Here is a 14,625-nt window from a genome sequence, read left to right as displayed (position 1 = left end):
GCACACTACCATCTGGCCATGTGTTTTGAACCACCCACCCTGCATCCTGCGCGCTGGACCCACTGGGCAAGCGTCGCTTTGCTGGCCTGGACCGGCCTGCTGACCGCACCTCTCTCTGCTGCCCAGGCCGCCCGCGCGCCAGACACCGTACCCGTGATCGTGTCGGCTAGCACAGAGATGTCCGATAGCGTGACGTTGGATGTGCTGGGCAGCGGGCTAGCGCAGCGCTCGGTCACGCTTTTTCCCCAGGTCGAGGGCGAAGTGGGTCGGGTCCTTTTTCGAACTGGCCAGTCGGTTCGGGCTGGCCAGTTGCTGGTGCAGCTGGATGATCGCGCGCAGCGGTTGGCGGTAGATCTGGCCACGGCCCAGCTGGAGACCGCGAGCCTGCTGGCGCGGCGCTTTGAGTCGGCACGCGGCACGGGCGCGGTGCCGGAAATCGAGGTGGAAGCGGCGGTGGCCGCGCAGCGCAATGCGCAAATCGAGCTGGCCCAGGCCCGACAGGCGCTGGACGAGCTGAAGGTGAACGCGCCCTTCGCGGGCGTGGTGGGCATCGCGGCGGTGGAACTAGGCGACCGGGTGTCGCCGAGCAGCGCCATCACCACGCTGGATGACCGGCGCAATCTGGTGGTCGAGTTTTCGGTACCCGAAGCCTACCTCGCCCGCTTGAAGCTGGGCCAGCCGGTGCAGGCGACCAGCCCGGCATACCCCGATGCGCCCATCGCCGGTACCGTGCGCGAGGTCGACAGCCGCATCGACACTACCCTGCGCACCGTGCGCGTGCGCGCCACTCTGCCCAATACTGACGACCAGCTTCGCCCCGGCATGTCGTTCCAGATCCGCCTGGTGCTGGCAGGCCAGCGGCGCATCAGCGTGCCCGAGCTGGCCTTGCAGTTCAACCGCGAAGGCCCCTTTGTCTGGGCGGTGCGCGACGGCAAGACCGAGGCGGTGCCGGCCCGCGTGTTGCGCCGCTCCGCTGGGCGGGTGTTGATTGACAGCGAGCTGCGCGCGGGTGAGCCCGTGGTGGTGGAAGGCGTGCAGCGGGTGCGACAAGGCCGCGCGGTGCGCGTGGTGGGCGAACGCAGCGACACCGGGGCGCCCTGATGGAAGACCGCGCAAGCGACCTGCCGGCGCTGTCGATTCGTCGGCCCTGGCTGGTGATCGTGATCAACCTACTGATCGTGATCGCGGGCGTGGGGGCTTGGCTGGGCGTGGAGGTGCGCGAGCTGCCCAACATCGACCGCCCGGTCGTGGCGGTGCGCGCCGACTACCCCGGCGCTGCGCCCGAGACCATCGATGCGGAAGTGACCCGCGTGGTCGAGGGCGCTGCGGCCCGCGTACCAGGGGTATTCCTGGTGCGCTCGGCCAGCGAAGAAGGCAACCTGCGCGTCATCATCGAATTCAACCCCGGCGTGAACCTGGTGGAGGCAGCCAACGATGTGCGCGATGCCGTGGCTCGCGTCGAAGGCTCGCTGCCTGATGGCGTGGAGAACCTCACCATCGTCCGAGCCGACGCCGACGCCGAGCCGGTGATGCAGCTGGCGGTGTCGAGCAAATCGCTGGAAATCGACGAGCTCTCACGCCTGGTGGAAGACCGCATCGAGCCTGATCTGATCTCGGTCGAGGGCGTTGCCGACATCACCCTGTTTGGTGACCGGCAGCGCGTGATGCGAGTGCGCATCGACCCATTGCGCCTGGCGGCCTACAACGTCTCGGTGGACGATGTGGCCACCTTGCTGCGCACCGCGCGGGTCGATGTGCCCGCCGGCAGCCTGTCCTCGGCCGACCAGGAGGTGCTGGTGCGTGCCAACGCCACTGCCAGCTCGCCCCAGAGCCTGCGCGCCCTGCGCCTGGGGTCACAGCTCACGCTGGGCGACGTGGCCGACATTTACTACAGCCCGGCCGATGCCACGGCCTATGTGCGGCTCAATGGCGAGACCGTGATCAGCCTAGGCGTAGTGCGCCAGGCGCAGTCCAACAGTGTGGCCATCTCCGACGGCGTTCGCGCGGTGGTGGATCGGATCAACCGCGAGGGCGACGACCTGAGGGTGAGCGTGGTCGCGGACGACGCGGTCTTTATCCGAGGTGCCATCGCCGAGGTCAGCACCAGCCTGGTGCTGGCGGTGCTGATCGTGGTGGGGGTAGTGGGCATCTTCCTCGGCCAGTGGCGCGCCACACTGGTGCCCCTGGTGGCCATTCCCATCGCCTTGATCGGTACTCTGGCGGCGATCTGGCTGCTCGGCTTCTCCATCAACCTCATCACACTGCTTGCGCTGCTGCTGGCCACCGGCCTGGTGGTGGACGATGCGATCGTGGTGCTGGAAAACATCCAGCGGCGCCGCGCCCTGGGCGCACTGCCGCGTGCGGCTGCCGTGCTGGGTACGCGCGAGGTGTTCTTTGCCATCGTGGCCACCACCGCCACGCTGGTGGCGGTGTTCGTACCGATCTCGTTTCTGCCGTCGGCAACCGGGCGACTGTTCGCTGAGTTCGGCTTTGTGATGGCGGTGGCGGTGGCGATATCCTCGTTCGTAGCGCTCACGCTGGGTCCGCTGATTGCATCGCGGCTGCCCCAGAACCACACGCCTGGCCCCGTCTGGCGGCGCCTGTCCGCTGTGGGGGAGCGCGGCGTGCGTCTGTACCAGCGGCTGATCACCGCCGCGCTGGCACATGCCCTTTGGGTGCTGGGCGTGTGTGTGGCGTTGGCGGCGGCGGCGGCGTTCGCCTACACCCAGCTCGACCAGGAACTCACCCCCACCGAAGACCGCGGTGTGCTGTCGATCCGCCTTGATGCCCCCGATGGCGTGGGCCTGACATTCACCGACCGGCAGCTCGAAGCCGCGTTGGCGGTTGTGCAACCGCTGAAAGATCAGGGCCTGGTCACCAACATTTTCACCATCACCGGGCGCTTCGACCTGAACCGCGCCCAGATCGTGGCCCCGCTGAGCGACTGGGGCGAGCGCAGCGTGAGCCAGAGCGAGCTGGCGGCCCAGCTGCAAAAGGCGCTGAACGATTTGCCCGGCGCGCGTGTGCGCATTCGTGGCGGCAACTCCCTGGGCGTGGGTGGCGGCGACGGCAGTGTGCAGATGGCCATCACCGGCGACGACTACTCGCGCATCGCCGAGGCCGCCGACGCGTTTTCACGCGCCATTGAAGAGCGGTTACCCGCGCTGCGCGATGTGCGCGTGGACTACAACGCCACCCAGCCCCAGCTCACGCTGCAAATCGACCGCGAACGCGCCAGCGCGCTGGGCGTGCCGATCGATGGCCTGGACACGGTGCTGCGGGCGCTGGTGGACGGCACCGAGGTCACCGACGTCACGGTCAACGACCGCACGGTGCCGCTGTTCCTGCAGTCCAGTGCGCGCGGCGCCACCGATCCGTCCGACCTGCTGAGCTACAGCGTACGCGCCCGCACGGCCGATGGCGACCGGCTGGTGCCGCTGTCTCAGTTTGTGCGCATCACCGAAACCGCCATCGCACCCGAGCTGGAGCGCTTCGGCCAACGCCGCGCGGTCGAGATGAGCGCGGTGAACCGCGAAGGCGTGCCGCTGCAGACGGTGGTCAACGACCTGCGCGCGCTGGCCGCCAGCGAGTTGCCCGACGGCATGGGCCTGCTGTTTCGCGGCGACGCCGCCACGCTGGAGCAGACCGGGCGCGACATGGTCATCACCTTTGCGCTGGCGCTGCTGGTGGTGTTTCTGGTGCTGGTGGCACAGTTCGAGAGTGTCACCAGCGCCAGCGTGGTGCTGATCAGCGTGCCGTTCGGTCTGGCAGCGGCGGTGTTTGCGATGCTGGCCAGTGGCACGTCGGTCAACCTCTACAGCCAGATCGGGCTGCTGTTGCTGGTGGGAGTGATGGCGAAGAACAGCATCCTCATGGTGGAGTTCGCCGACCAGCTGCGCGACGCCGGTCGCAGCGTCGCCGAGGCAGCGCTGGAGTCGGCCACCACCCGGCTGCGCCCCATCATGATGACCATGGCCTCCACCGTGCTGGGTGCCCTGCCTCTGGTGCTTGGCTCAGGGCCTGGCGCCGAATCGCGCGCCGCCATCGGCTGGGTGATCTTCGGCGGACTGTCGCTCGCCGCACTGTTCACGCTGTTTCTCACGCCCGTGCTCTACCTGGGCATCGCCCGACTGGTCAAGCCGCGCGCCCAGCAAGGCGAGCGCCTGGCGGCCGAGCTGAAACAGGCTGATACGTCAGGCCGGTGACCCGCCCGATGGAGCCTGACCGAAAGATCAGGACGTCAGTTCAGCGGCTTGAACCAGACCATCGGCGCGGGCGCGGACGATCGCCTGCTCCATGAGTCGGCGGGCGCTGTCACCGGCCTGGGCCAGTGGCTGCAAGCGCAGACTCAGCTCAGCGAACGCGTGCAAGGCATCGGCCAGTGCCTCGTCATCCAGCGCCGTCTGCGCCAACGCCACCGGATGGGTGGCACACAGGACGCGCGCAGCCAGCGCCGCGTATGTGGTGTCGCAGCCATAGAGCCCGTGGGTCTGGCCGTCGATGCGCACGCGCAGCGTCTGCCCGTAGCGCCCGCGCTCGGCCTCCACGCGGGTCAGCGCAGCCAGCGACAGCTTGCGCACCCGCACCGGGCCGCCGCTGGCTAGCACGATCAGCGAGTGCTCGGTCAACACCCACAACCCACGCCCGGCGCCGACCACTCGACCACTTACATAGGCGCGGATGCGCTCTTCACGGTCCAGCTGGTTGCGCAGCCGCTCCACGTCGTCGTGTGAAAGCTTTGCCAACGCATGCGGGTTGTCGCCTTCGATCAGCATCTCAATCAGCTCGGTGTGGCTGCGCAGGTATTCGCTCAAGCTCATGGGTCGACAGGCTCCGTGAAGTGGATGGGATTAGCGCACAAGGAATGCGGATGCAAAGCAGACTGTCGTGCAAGCCGCCGCGCCAGCGCCGGCCTGGGGTCTTGCAGGGCATTTCACGAGCACCACGCCTGTCGGCCCAAACGCTGCTAGGTCCCTCACCCGCTAGTGGCTACACTTTTCCTCATGTCCTCAGCCCACCAATCCATGACCGCACCCAATCAACTTGAGAATTGGCTGACTGAAGAGGCCGCCGTCCAGCAGCTCCTGAGCACTGGCCCGGGGCCAGGCGCGGCGCAGCCCGAGCAGATCATGGGCAAGTCGGGCCTGGAGCAGATGCAGGCCATGCTGCGCGGCGAGCTGCCTTTTGCAGCCATCGCGCGCACGCTCGACTTCATGGCGATCGACATCGGCGACGGCACCGCCACCTTTCAGGGCACACCGGGGCCGCAGCACCTCAACCCCATGGGCACGGTTCACGGCGGCTGGTTCGCCACCATCCTGGACTCTGCGCTGGGCTGTGCCGTGCACACCAAAATGCTGCCGGGCCGCGGTTACACCACCGCCGAGCTGAGCGTGAACATCGTGCGTGCCCTTACCCTCAAGGTGCCGCGGGTGCGCGCGATTGGCCGCGTCATCCACTGCGGTCGCCAGCTCGCTACGGCCGATGCGCAGCTGGTCGGTCCCGACGGCACGCTCTACGCCCATGCCACCACGACCTGTCTGGTGTTCGACCTGAAACACAAGCCAGCCGGCGGGGCGACGACATAATTCACTTTTGAACCATCAGGCAAGGACTTCTGGCATGCGACTTCTTCACACCATGCTGCGCGTGGGCAACCTGCAGCGATCCATCGACTTCTACACCCAGGTGCTGGGGATGCAATTGCTGCGCACCTCGGAGAATCCCGAGTACAAGTACTCTCTGGCCTTTGTGGGTTACGAGGGCAACCCGGCGCAGGCCGAGATCGAGCTCACCCACAACTGGGGCACCGAAAGCTACGAGATGGGCACGGCCTACGGCCACATCGCGCTCGGCGTGGTCGACGCCTACGCCGCCTGCGACAAGATCAAGGCGGCCGGCGGCAACGTGACGCGCGAAGCCGGCCCGGTCAAGGGTGGCAAGACGGTGATCGCGTTCGTGACCGACCCCGACGGCTACAAGATCGAGCTCATCCAGCGCCCCGAACACGCCACCGGCGTTGGTCTGGGTTGAATCCCCACCGGGCAGACAGGTTTCGCCCAGCAAAAAGCCCGGACAAGCCGGGCATTTTTTCGCCAGATGAGCGAGGCTTACTGCGCAATCATCACCTCTACGCGACGCGCCTCGGCGTTGTTGCCGCTGCCGGTGGTCTCCTCCGGCTTTTTGAGCTCGATGCTGGTTTCGGCCACGCCGGCGCCCATGAGCGCATTGCGCACGCCCATGGCGCGCTGCTTGGCCAGCTCGGCGTTGAAGGCTGCATCGCCAGTGGCGTCGTGGAAGCCCGAAATCACCAGCTGCTTGCCGGCCTGGGCGGCGGCAATCGCGTCGCCCAGCGCGTCCAGCGCACCGGTGGCCAGATCGGCCTTGCCGGAAGCGAAGTAGAACTTGACCACGCCGTTTTCCACCACCACGCTGGCGTCATCGCCCACCGCCGGCATGGCAGCGGCTTGCGCCCCGTCCGCGGCCGGTGCGGACATCGAAGCGGAGGCCGCAGCGCCACCACCACGGGCCTTGTGGATGCCGAAGCCCAGGGCTACGCCCACGGCCAGCAAAATCGCAAAAATCACAACCACTGCGACGACGCGGCTATCCTCGTCGGTATCTTGGGAAGACATGAAACAGACTCCGTGAAAAAAAGAAATCGATGCGCCAGCGCCGGGACAAGCCTCGCTGGCGGATGGCGAGGCGTGAACACAGCCAGCCTGAACAACCCACGATTGTAAATGCCCACCCACACCGAACGGCCTGCCCCCATCACCCTACCCCGCCTCCCTCGGCCGCGCACCTGGGTGCCGGCCGAACGCAACGGCGAGCAGATGATGGCCGACACCCTGGCCGCCTGGCGCGCCCAGGGGCCACGGCCAGATCTCTGGGTGTTTGGCTACGCCTCGCTGGTCTGGCGCCCGGAGTTTGAGGCGGTGGAGACCCGGCTGGCCCGCGTGCACGGTCACCACCGCTGCCTGCAGATGTGGAGCCGCGTCAACCGCGGCACGCCCGAGCGGCCCGGCCTGGTGTTTGCCCTTATGCGCGGCGGCAGCGTGCAAGGCTTAGCGCTGCGTATTCCGCATGAACGGGTCGAAGCGCTTATGCCCGCGCTCTGGGCGCGCGAAATGCCCAACCCGGTGTACGACCCGAAATGGCTGCCCTGCCAGACAGCCCAGGGCCTGGTGCCCGCGCTCACCTTCACACTCTCGCGCCGCAGCCCCAACTACACCGGCCCGCTGGGCGACGATCACTACCGCGAGATCTTCACCCATTCGGTGGGCCGCTACGGCAGTACGCTGGACTACGCCCGCCAGACCCTGCAAGGCCTGCGCGAGCACGGTATCGAAGACCGGGCGCTGGCGCGCCTGCTGCGTCTAGCCGAATGAGTTCCGAACAACACGCTGCCTATACTGAACGCATGAACATCGCCGATCTGCGCAAAAGCTACGAAAAAGCCGAACTCAGCGAGTCCGCTTCCGACCCCGACCCGCTGCGGCAATTCGACCGCTGGCTGCAGGAAGCCATCAGCAGCGAGGTACCTGAGCCCAACGCCATGACCGTGGCCACCGTGGGATCGGACCTGCGGCCCAGCACCCGCGTGGTGCTGATCAAGGGCTTCGACGCGCAAGGCATCGTCTGGTACACCAACTACGGCAGCCGCAAGGGCCGCGAACTCGCAGGCAATCCGTTTGCCGCCCTGCAGTTTCACTGGGTCGAGCTGGAGCGGGTGGTGCGCATCGAGGGCGTGGTCGAAAAAGTGAGCGATGAAGAAAGCGACGCCTATTTCAAAAGCCGACCGCTGGACAGCCGCATCGGGGCCTGGGCCAGCCCACAAAGCGAAGTCATCGACAGCCGCGCGGTGCTGGTGGCCAACGCGGCCAAGTACGGTGCGCAATTCCTGCTGCAACCACCCCGCCCGCCCCACTGGGGCGGCTACCGCCTGAAACCCGAACGCTGGGAGTTCTGGCAAGGCCGCAAGAGCCGGCTGCACGATCGGCTGCGCTACACGGAGCAGGCTGAAGGCGGGTGGTTGCGGGAACGGCTGGCCCCGTAGCGAGCAGGCTGAGCGCTCAAGTCGGGGACCGTGTGCTGCATGCACGCGCCTGCAACCAGGCGGTCTAGGGCTGCGGACCCCAGGGTGCGGCCAGAAGAAGCTGATTGCCCTGCGTTTTGACCAGCGGGCGCAACTGCTTGGCGAACGCCATGAAGTCGGAATCTGCAAAAAGCTTCCTCCAGAATTCTCTACGATCCTCGTCGCTTTCGAAACGCCAGAGGTGAACCAGCTGATGCAGTTCACCGGTGTCTGAGATGAAGTAGCCGATCAGATTCTTGGAGAAGCCACCCGCTTCCAGTGCGGGCCAACCCAGTGTCGAATAGAGGCGGACGACCTCCGCCATTTGGCCGACAACCACAGAGTAGGTGCGTTTTTCGTAGATGGTGGGCATCGAGTGGGATCCTTGGTGTGATGGGTCACGCATCTGAGACGAAAAAATCAAGATGCGGGTGGTGCGTCATGGAGCCAACGGCGCCATAGAAACGCTTGGAACGCTCAATGTCGTTGGATCCAATCATCACGTGGCTCTGAACATTCACTGGTCTCCTGCGTGATAACGCGGTTGTCGATCTGGCAATGGCGCGTATGCCGACGGGGCCATGTCACGCGTCTTCCCGCTTACGGACAATCGGCATCAACCCCGGATGATCGGCTTCGCACCAGGATTCACGCTTCGCTCACTCGAAAGAGCCAAGCTGCTCAACCACCTGTAACGATACCGCCTGCAGATCCTCATCCCCAATCAACCCAGGTGATATCTCCCGCAAAGGCAGCAGCACAAACGCCCGCTCGCCCATGCGCGGGTGAGGCACCGTGAGATCGGGCGACGCGATGCCCGCATCGCCATACAGCAGCAGGTCCAGGTCCAGCGTACGCGGGGCGTTGCGGTAAGGGCGCTCGCGGCCAGCGGTGTTTTCGATAGCCTGCAGGGCGTGCAGCAGGGCGGGCGCGGTGAGGCGGGTGGAGATGCAGGCCACGGCGTTGATGTAGTCGGGGCCGGTGGCGTCCACCGGGGCGCTGCGGTAAAGGCTGGAGGCCTGGACGAGCGATACGCCAGGTGTGGCCGCCAGGGCGGCGATCGCATCGCGCACCGCTTGGGGCGAATCGCCCAGGTTGGCGCCAAGCCCCACGTAGGCGATGACTTCGTCGCGCTGCTCGCTCACACCGCGCTGGGTCCTGGATCAGTCGCCAGCGACCGGGCCGCCCGCGTCGGGCGCGGCGGCAGCGCCACCGGGCTTGCGACGGCGGCGGCGGCGCTTCTTGGCCGGTGAAGGCGCATCCCCAGCTTCGGCAGAGCCAGGCTGGTCGGGAGCGCTATCGTGTTCGCCCGCGTCGTCACCGGCAGTGTCATCGCGACGAAAGCGCGGATCGTCTTGCGGTGCACCGGCCGCGCTCGCGGGGTGATCGGCATCGGTCGGTTTGACGCGGCGGCTGCGCGAGCCGCCGGCGCTGCGGCCAGGCTGGTTGCTGCGCTGCGCGTCGACCATGTCTTCGCGCATGACGTCGCTCACGTTCTGGAAGGTTTCCCACCAGTGGGCCAGCTCCTCCTCCACCTCGCCGACTTGGGCGCGCAGGCGCAGGAAATCAAATCCGGCGCGAAAACGCACCTGGTCCACCAGGCTGAACGGGCCGTTGCCCACGCGCTTGTCAAAGCGCGGCTGCATGAGCCAGATTTCGCGCATGTCGGCGCCGAGCTTGCCGCGGCCAGACACGTCACCGATACGGTTTTCAAACACGTCATCCACCGCGTCAAGCAGCGCCGCCATGGGCGCGGGCGGGCGCTGGTTGCCGCGCGGCTGCAAACGTTGCTGCCAGCCGGTACGAACATCGGACCACAACACGCAGGCCAGCAGGAAGCTGGGCGCCACCGGCTTGCCCTCGCCGACGCGGCGGTCGGTATCTTGCAGGGCGAGTTTCACGAACGGGTCGTCGGCGCGCTGCACCACCACGTCAAGCAGCGGGTAGATGCCGGTGTCCAGCCCTACCTGGCGCAGCTGGGCCACACTGTCGAGCGCATGGCCGGTCTGCAGCAGCTTGAGCATTTCGTCGAACAAGCGGCTTTGCGGGACGTCGGCCAGCAAACCGCGAGACGAGGCCAGGGGAGCGAGCGTCTTGGCGTCAAAACTGAAACCGAGGTGGCTGAGCTTGGCGCCGAAACGCACGGCGCGAATAATGCGCACCGGGTCTTCGCGGTAGCGGGTGGCGGCATCGCCAATCATGCGCAGTGTTTTTTTCTTCGCGTCGCGGATGCCGTGGTGGAAGTCGACCACGATCTGCGACTCGGGGTCGTAGTACATCGCGTTGATGGAGAAGTCGCGGCGGGCCGCGTCTTGCTCGATCGGACCCCAGACGTTGTCTCGCAGCACGCGGCCGCTGGCGTCCACGGCGTGAGTCATGCCTGCGAGCTGGCCTTTGCTGGTGCGCTCATTGCCCTGGACCTGATCGGCGTCGGCGCTGTCAAGGTAGGCTCGGAAGGTGGAGACCTCGATCATCTCGTGCTCACGCCCGCGGCCATAGACCACATGCACGATGCGAAAGCGCCGACCGATGATGAAGGCGCGGCGAAACAGGCTCTTGACCTGTTCGGGCGTGGCGCTGGTGGCCACGTCAAAGTCTTTGGGACGCAGGCCGAGCAGCAGGTCGCGTACCGCGCCACCGACGATGTAGGCCTCAAAGCCGCCTTGCTTCAAGGTGTGCACCACGTCAAGCGCGCGCTGGTCGACCAGGCTGCGGTCGATGCCGTGCATCTCCACCGGCACGTCTTCGCGTTTGCCAAACTTCGGGATCGGGGCTGATTTAGTGCCACCGGCTTTGCCCAGCAGCTTGTCAAAAAATTTCTTGATCATTCGAATAGGTTCAGGATGCGCCAGCCGCGCTCGGTGGCGATGGCGCTGAGGCGCTGGTCCGGGTTGGTGGCCACGGGCTGGTGCACTTTTTCCAGCAGCGGCAGATCGTTGATCGAGTCGCTGTAGAAGCTGCTGTGCGCGACACGGTCCCAGGACAGGCCGCGCTCAACCAGCCATTGTTCCACACGCGCGACCTTGCCGTCGCGAAACGAGGGCGTGCCCCGGATTTCGCCGGTGGGCTCACCCTGGACATCGCGCTCGAGCTCGATTGCGATCAGCTCGTCCACGCCAAAGGCCTGGGCGATGGGGCGGGTGACAAATTCGTTGGTGGCGGTGACGATGATCACCACGTCGCCTGCGGCCTCGTGCGCACGCACCAGTTCCAGCGCCTGTGGCTTCATGGCTGGGCGGATCACCTGCTCCATGAAGCGCGCGTGGGCCTCGGCCGCTCGCTGCTGTCCGTGTTCGCGGACTGCGCTGGTGGCGAAGCGCACGTACTCGGCGATATCCAGCGTGCCCGCCTGGTATTGCTCGTAAAAGGCGTCGTTGGCGCGGCTGTGGGTCTCTGCATCGCGCCAGCCCAGCTCCACGGTGAAGGCACCCCAAGCGTGATCGGAGTCGAGCGGCAGCAGGGTGTGGTCGAGATCAAACAGGGCGAGGCGCACGGAAGAGGCAGACATGAAAGTTGATTCAGCGAAGCGCCGGGCAACCGGGCTCGCGGGTGGGGTCAGTCGTTGTCCAGCATGGACTTGATGAGCGGAATGGTCACGGCGCGTTTGGTGCGCAGGCCGTAGGCGTCGAGCTGCAGCAGCAGCGCCATCAGGCTGGAAAGATCGCGGGCAAACCGGTTGAGCATGAAGTCCATGACCTCGTCACTCAGGAACAGGCCGCGCTCGTCGGCGGCGCGGCGCAGCACAGCGCGCCGCTCGGTCTCGCCCAGGGCCAGCAGCTGGAACACATGGCCCCAGCCCAGGCGGGTGCGCAGGTCTTCGCGCAGCTTCAGGTCGGCCGGCGGGCGGTCGGCGGCGGCCAGCACCCAGCGCGCCGGGCCGTGGGCCGGGCTCTGCGCGTTGACGAACCAGTTGAACGCAGCCGCCTGCTGGTCGGCGGTGTAGAGCTGGCAGTCGTCGAGCAGCACCGCGTCCCAGTGCTCGTCGTAATCAGTGGGGTGCAGGGTGCTTGCGTCGATCCAGCCGACGCGCACGCCCTGCTCGCGCAGCGACTCTCGCACCGCGCGCAGCAAATGCGTCTTGCCACTGCCGCTCTCACCCCAGAGGAAGGTGGGCACGGGCGAGCGCAATGGGTTGCCGGCCCAGAGTTTGAGGTGTTCCAGCACCGCCTCGTTGCCCACCGGCACAAAGCTCTCCAACGTGGGCGTGGGCGCCAGGCCAATGTCCAGCGCAAGCTGCTTCATGGGCGGAGAGCCATTGGTCATGCGGCGCCGTCCGGATCTTTCGCCGCGACCGGAGCTGGGGGCGCATCCTCAAGGTACATCTCGCTGGCGAGGTAGCCCGCTTTGGCGCGCCGGATCGCCACCAGCAGCACCGCGCTGGCCGGCAAGGCAATCAACACGCCGACAAAACCAAACAGCTGGCCAAAGGCCATCAGGGCGAAGATAACGGCGATCGGGTGCAGACCGATGCGCTCGCCCAGCAGGCGCGGCGTTACGTACATGCTCTCAAACACTTGGCCGAGGACAAATACCAGACCCACCAGCGCCACGCCCAGCAGGCTCTGAAATTGCAACACAGCGGCCAGCAGGCCCATCACCAGCCCGAGGCCAAAACCCAAGTAGGGCACGAACACCGCCACGCCCGTGAAGACCCCGATGGGCAGGGCGAGCTTCAGGCCCACCAGGGCCAGGCCGATGGTGTAGCAAACCGACAGCACGCCCATGACCAGCAACTGACCCCGCAGGTACTGGCCCAGCACCTCGTCGGTCTCGTCCAGAAAGCTCTGCACGCCAGCGCGCCAGCGCGGCGGAATCAGTCCCTTGAGCCGGCCCACCAGGTTGGCCCAGTCCAGCAGCAGGTAATAGGCCACGATGGGCGCGAGAACCAGGTTACCAAACACCGCGGCCAGCGCACTGCCGCCGATGCGCAGGGACGACAGCAGACCGCCCACCAGATCGCTCTCATGGCCGGCGATCAGCTGGCGCAACCACTCGCGCACCTGCACCACGTCGATCTGCAGGTCGATACCAAAACGCGCGGCCAGAGGCAGCAACACGTCGTTCACGCGGTCCAGCAGCAGTGGCACCTGCTCCTTGAGCAGCGGCACCTGCTTGGTGATCACCGGCACGATCAGCAACACCACCGCCAGACCCACCAGCGACAGCAACGTGATCGCCATGCCCGCACCCAGCCAGCGCGGCACGTGGCGCGCGTGCAGCCGCTCTACCAGCGGGTGCAACGCATAGGCCAGCACCGCAGCCAGAAGGAACGGCATGAGCACCGGCGCCAGCAGCGCGAGCAACAACCAGGACACCACCGCAATGGCGGCCCAGGAAGCGGCGCGGATCTGGGTGGGGGTGAAGGTCATGAAGGTTCGATGGCCGCAGGGGCGCGGCCTTTAAAATCAGGAGCAAATTCTATTCCTCGCACCCGCTCCGCCCTGAAACAGGCTGCCCGCAGCCGCAACCCCGCGCCTGGCCCCACTCGCCAAGACCGCCTACCATGACCTCCAGCCGCCCCACCCCCCTCTCCTACAAAGACGCTGGCGTTGACATCGACGCCGGCGACGCACTGGTCGAGCGCATCAAACCGCTGGCCAAAAAGACCATGCGCGAGGGCGTGATGGCCGGCATTGGTGGCTTTGGCGCGCTGTTTGAAGTGCCCAAGCGCTACCGAGAGCCGGTGCTGGTGAGCGGCACCGACGGCGTGGGCACCAAGCTCAAGCTGGCTTTCGAATGGAACATGCACGACACCGTGGGCATCGACCTGGTGGGCATGAGCGTGAACGACGTGCTGGTGCAAGGCGCCGAACCGCTATTTTTCCTCGACTATTTCGCCTGCGGCAAGCTCGATGTGGACACGGCTGCAGCCGTGGTCGGAGGCATCGCGACCGGCTGTGAGCTGAGCGGCTGCGCGCTGATCGGCGGCGAAACCGCCGAAATGCCCGGCATGTACCCGGCCGGTGAATACGACCTAGCGGGTTTTTGCGTGGGCGCGGTCGAAAAAAGCAAGATCCTCACCGGCCAGGGCGTGAAGTCCGGCGACGTGGTGCTGGGCCTGGCCTCACACGGTGTGCATTCCAACGGCTTTTCGCTGGTGCGCAAATGCATCGAGCGCGCCGGGGCCAATTTGCCCGCCACGCTGGACGGACTGCCTTTCAAGCACGCCATCATGAAGCCGACGCGACTGTATGTAAAAAACGTGCTGGCCACGCTCGCCAAACACCCGGTGAAGGCCCTGGCCCACATCACCGGTGGCGGCTTGCTGGAAAACATCCCGCGCGTCTTGCCCGAGGGCACCGCCGCACACCTCCAGCACGGCAGCTGGCCGCAGACCGAGCTGTTCGCCTGGCTGCAGCAGACCGCCGGCATCGACGACACCGAGATGAACCGCACCTTCAACAACGGCATTGGCATGGTGGTGGTAATTGGTGCCCTCGAAGCGGCCGCCTGCGCCGCGACCTTGCGCGAACTGGGTGAGACGGTCTACGAGATCGGTCGTATCGCCGAACGCGGCACTGGCGCGGCGGTCACCGTCGCCTAAGGAA

Annotated in this window: 15 protein-coding genes; 7 read left to right on the top strand and 8 right to left on the bottom strand. The window is 66.4% G+C overall.

Features of this window, described 5'->3' with window-relative positions; translation table 11 throughout:
* Positions 1–18 precede the first annotated feature (18 nt).
* Together GPT34_RS09660 and GPT34_RS09655 are read left to right on the top strand one after the other, a co-directional pair.
* The gene (locus GPT34_RS09660) at positions 19–1,101 is read left to right on the top strand and encodes an efflux RND transporter periplasmic adaptor subunit (protein ID WP_291011545.1); all 1,083 of its coding nucleotides are present in this window, start codon (positions 19–21) and stop codon (positions 1,099–1,101) included.
* Entirely contained in the window at positions 1,101–4,205 is a 3,105-nt protein-coding gene (locus GPT34_RS09655) for an efflux RND transporter permease subunit (protein WP_291011542.1), read from the top strand. Before GPT34_RS09660 ends, GPT34_RS09655 begins: the two co-directional genes overlap by 1 nt.
* A 27-nt stretch (positions 4,206–4,232) precedes the next feature.
* Here GPT34_RS09655 and GPT34_RS09650 read toward each other — a convergent pair whose 3' ends face one another.
* Entirely contained in the window at positions 4,233–4,820 is a 588-nt protein-coding gene (locus tag GPT34_RS09650; RefSeq protein ID WP_291011539.1) for a hypothetical protein, read from the bottom strand.
* A 204-nt stretch (positions 4,821–5,024) separates the two neighbouring features.
* Here GPT34_RS09650 and GPT34_RS09645 point away from each other — a divergent pair, with 204 nt between their 5' ends.
* Together GPT34_RS09645 and gloA are read left to right on the top strand one after the other, a co-directional pair.
* Positions 5,025–5,588 carry a PaaI family thioesterase gene (locus tag GPT34_RS09645; RefSeq protein WP_291011536.1) on the top strand — a complete coding sequence of 188 codons (564 nt, stop codon included), beginning with the start codon at positions 5,025–5,027 and terminating at the stop codon, positions 5,586–5,588.
* Between the two features lie 34 nt (positions 5,589–5,622).
* Positions 5,623–6,033, top strand: a complete 411-nt coding sequence (gene gloA, locus GPT34_RS09640; protein ID WP_291011534.1) for a lactoylglutathione lyase — start codon at positions 5,623–5,625, stop codon at positions 6,031–6,033.
* A gap of 77 nt (positions 6,034–6,110) precedes the next feature.
* On the opposite strand, the gene GPT34_RS09635 is transcribed toward gloA, so the two are convergent.
* Positions 6,111–6,635, bottom strand: coding sequence for an OmpA family protein (locus tag GPT34_RS09635; protein WP_291011533.1), 525 nt, complete (start codon positions 6,633–6,635; stop codon positions 6,111–6,113).
* A 108-nt stretch (positions 6,636–6,743) separates the two neighbouring features.
* On the opposite strand from GPT34_RS09635, the gene GPT34_RS09630 reads away from it, so the two are divergent.
* Positions 6,744–7,391, top strand: a complete 648-nt coding sequence (locus GPT34_RS09630; protein ID WP_291011532.1) for a gamma-glutamylcyclotransferase — start codon at positions 6,744–6,746, stop codon at positions 7,389–7,391.
* Complete coding sequence (gene pdxH / locus GPT34_RS09625) at positions 7,388–8,059, top strand: pyridoxamine 5'-phosphate oxidase (RefSeq protein ID WP_291011531.1); 672 nt, start codon at positions 7,388–7,390, stop codon at positions 8,057–8,059. Before GPT34_RS09630 ends, pdxH begins: the two co-directional genes overlap by 4 nt.
* A 64-nt stretch (positions 8,060–8,123) precedes the next feature.
* On the opposite strand, the gene GPT34_RS09620 is transcribed toward pdxH, so the two are convergent.
* The 6 genes from GPT34_RS09620 to GPT34_RS09595 all read right to left on the bottom strand — a co-directional run bounded on the left by GPT34_RS09620 (position 8,124) and on the right by GPT34_RS09595 (position 13,446).
* The gene (locus GPT34_RS09620; protein ID WP_291011530.1) at positions 8,124–8,450 is read right to left on the bottom strand and encodes an NIPSNAP family protein; all 327 of its coding nucleotides are present in this window, start codon (positions 8,448–8,450) and stop codon (positions 8,124–8,126) included.
* Positions 8,451–8,736: 286 nt separating this feature from the next.
* Entirely contained in the window at positions 8,737–9,222 is a 486-nt protein-coding gene (gene folK / locus GPT34_RS09615; RefSeq protein ID WP_291011527.1) for a 2-amino-4-hydroxy-6-hydroxymethyldihydropteridine diphosphokinase, read from the bottom strand.
* 18 nt (positions 9,223–9,240) lie between these two features.
* Complete coding sequence (gene pcnB / locus GPT34_RS09610) at positions 9,241–10,905, bottom strand: polynucleotide adenylyltransferase PcnB (RefSeq protein WP_291011524.1); 1,665 nt, start codon at positions 10,903–10,905, stop codon at positions 9,241–9,243.
* Positions 10,902–11,585, bottom strand: a complete 684-nt coding sequence (locus GPT34_RS09605; RefSeq protein WP_291011521.1) for an HAD family hydrolase — start codon at positions 11,583–11,585, stop codon at positions 10,902–10,904. The genes pcnB and GPT34_RS09605 overlap by 4 nt, the downstream gene beginning before the upstream one ends.
* 47 nt (positions 11,586–11,632) lie before the next feature.
* Positions 11,633–12,319: a DnaA regulatory inactivator Hda gene (gene hda / locus GPT34_RS09600; RefSeq protein WP_291011612.1), complete on the bottom strand. Its 687-nt coding sequence runs from the start codon at positions 12,317–12,319 to the stop codon at positions 11,633–11,635.
* A 17-nt stretch (positions 12,320–12,336) separates the two neighbouring features.
* Positions 12,337–13,446, bottom strand: a complete 1,110-nt coding sequence (locus GPT34_RS09595; RefSeq protein ID WP_291011518.1) for an AI-2E family transporter — start codon at positions 13,444–13,446, stop codon at positions 12,337–12,339.
* A 134-nt stretch (positions 13,447–13,580) separates the two neighbouring features.
* Between GPT34_RS09595 and purM the strand changes: the two genes are divergently transcribed.
* Positions 13,581–14,621 carry a phosphoribosylformylglycinamidine cyclo-ligase gene (gene purM, locus GPT34_RS09590; protein ID WP_291011515.1) on the top strand — a complete coding sequence of 347 codons (1,041 nt, stop codon included), beginning with the start codon at positions 13,581–13,583 and terminating at the stop codon, positions 14,619–14,621.
* Positions 14,622–14,625 lie beyond the last annotated feature (4 nt).

Source organism: Hydrogenophaga sp., assembly GCF_011390835.1.
Classification (GTDB): Bacteria; Pseudomonadota; Gammaproteobacteria; order Burkholderiales; family Burkholderiaceae_C; genus Hydrogenophaga.
This window is presented reverse-complemented; position numbering and strand designations above follow the sequence as displayed.

What these genes read in the sequence shown, in the direction of transcription:
- GPT34_RS09660 (WP_291011545.1), top strand. Translation starts at nt 19, where the DNA reads ATGTGTTTTGAACCACCCACCCTGCATCCTGCGCGCTGGACCCACTGG.
- GPT34_RS09655 (WP_291011542.1), top strand. Translation starts at nt 1,101, where the DNA reads ATGGAAGACCGCGCAAGCGACCTGCCGGCGCTGTCGATTCGTCGGCCC.
- GPT34_RS09650 (WP_291011539.1), bottom strand. Translation starts at nt 4,820, where the DNA reads ATGAGCTTGAGCGAATACCTGCGCAGCCACACCGAGCTGATTGAGATG.
- GPT34_RS09645 (WP_291011536.1), top strand. Translation starts at nt 5,025, where the DNA reads ATGACCGCACCCAATCAACTTGAGAATTGGCTGACTGAAGAGGCCGCC.
- gloA (WP_291011534.1), top strand. Translation starts at nt 5,623, where the DNA reads ATGCGACTTCTTCACACCATGCTGCGCGTGGGCAACCTGCAGCGATCC.
- GPT34_RS09635 (WP_291011533.1), bottom strand. Translation starts at nt 6,635, where the DNA reads ATGTCTTCCCAAGATACCGACGAGGATAGCCGCGTCGTCGCAGTGGTT.
- GPT34_RS09630 (WP_291011532.1), top strand. Translation starts at nt 6,744, where the DNA reads ATGCCCACCCACACCGAACGGCCTGCCCCCATCACCCTACCCCGCCTC.
- pdxH (WP_291011531.1), top strand. Translation starts at nt 7,388, where the DNA reads ATGAGTTCCGAACAACACGCTGCCTATACTGAACGCATGAACATCGCC.
- GPT34_RS09620 (WP_291011530.1), bottom strand. Translation starts at nt 8,450, where the DNA reads ATGCCCACCATCTACGAAAAACGCACCTACTCTGTGGTTGTCGGCCAA.
- pcnB (WP_291011524.1), bottom strand. Translation starts at nt 10,905, where the DNA reads ATGATCAAGAAATTTTTTGACAAGCTGCTGGGCAAAGCCGGTGGCACT.
- GPT34_RS09605 (WP_291011521.1), bottom strand. Translation starts at nt 11,585, where the DNA reads ATGTCTGCCTCTTCCGTGCGCCTCGCCCTGTTTGATCTCGACCACACC.
- hda (WP_291011612.1), bottom strand. Translation starts at nt 12,319, where the DNA reads ATGAAGCAGCTTGCGCTGGACATTGGCCTGGCGCCCACGCCCACGTTG.
- GPT34_RS09595 (WP_291011518.1), bottom strand. Translation starts at nt 13,446, where the DNA reads ATGACCTTCACCCCCACCCAGATCCGCGCCGCTTCCTGGGCCGCCATT.
- purM (WP_291011515.1), top strand. Translation starts at nt 13,581, where the DNA reads ATGACCTCCAGCCGCCCCACCCCCCTCTCCTACAAAGACGCTGGCGTT.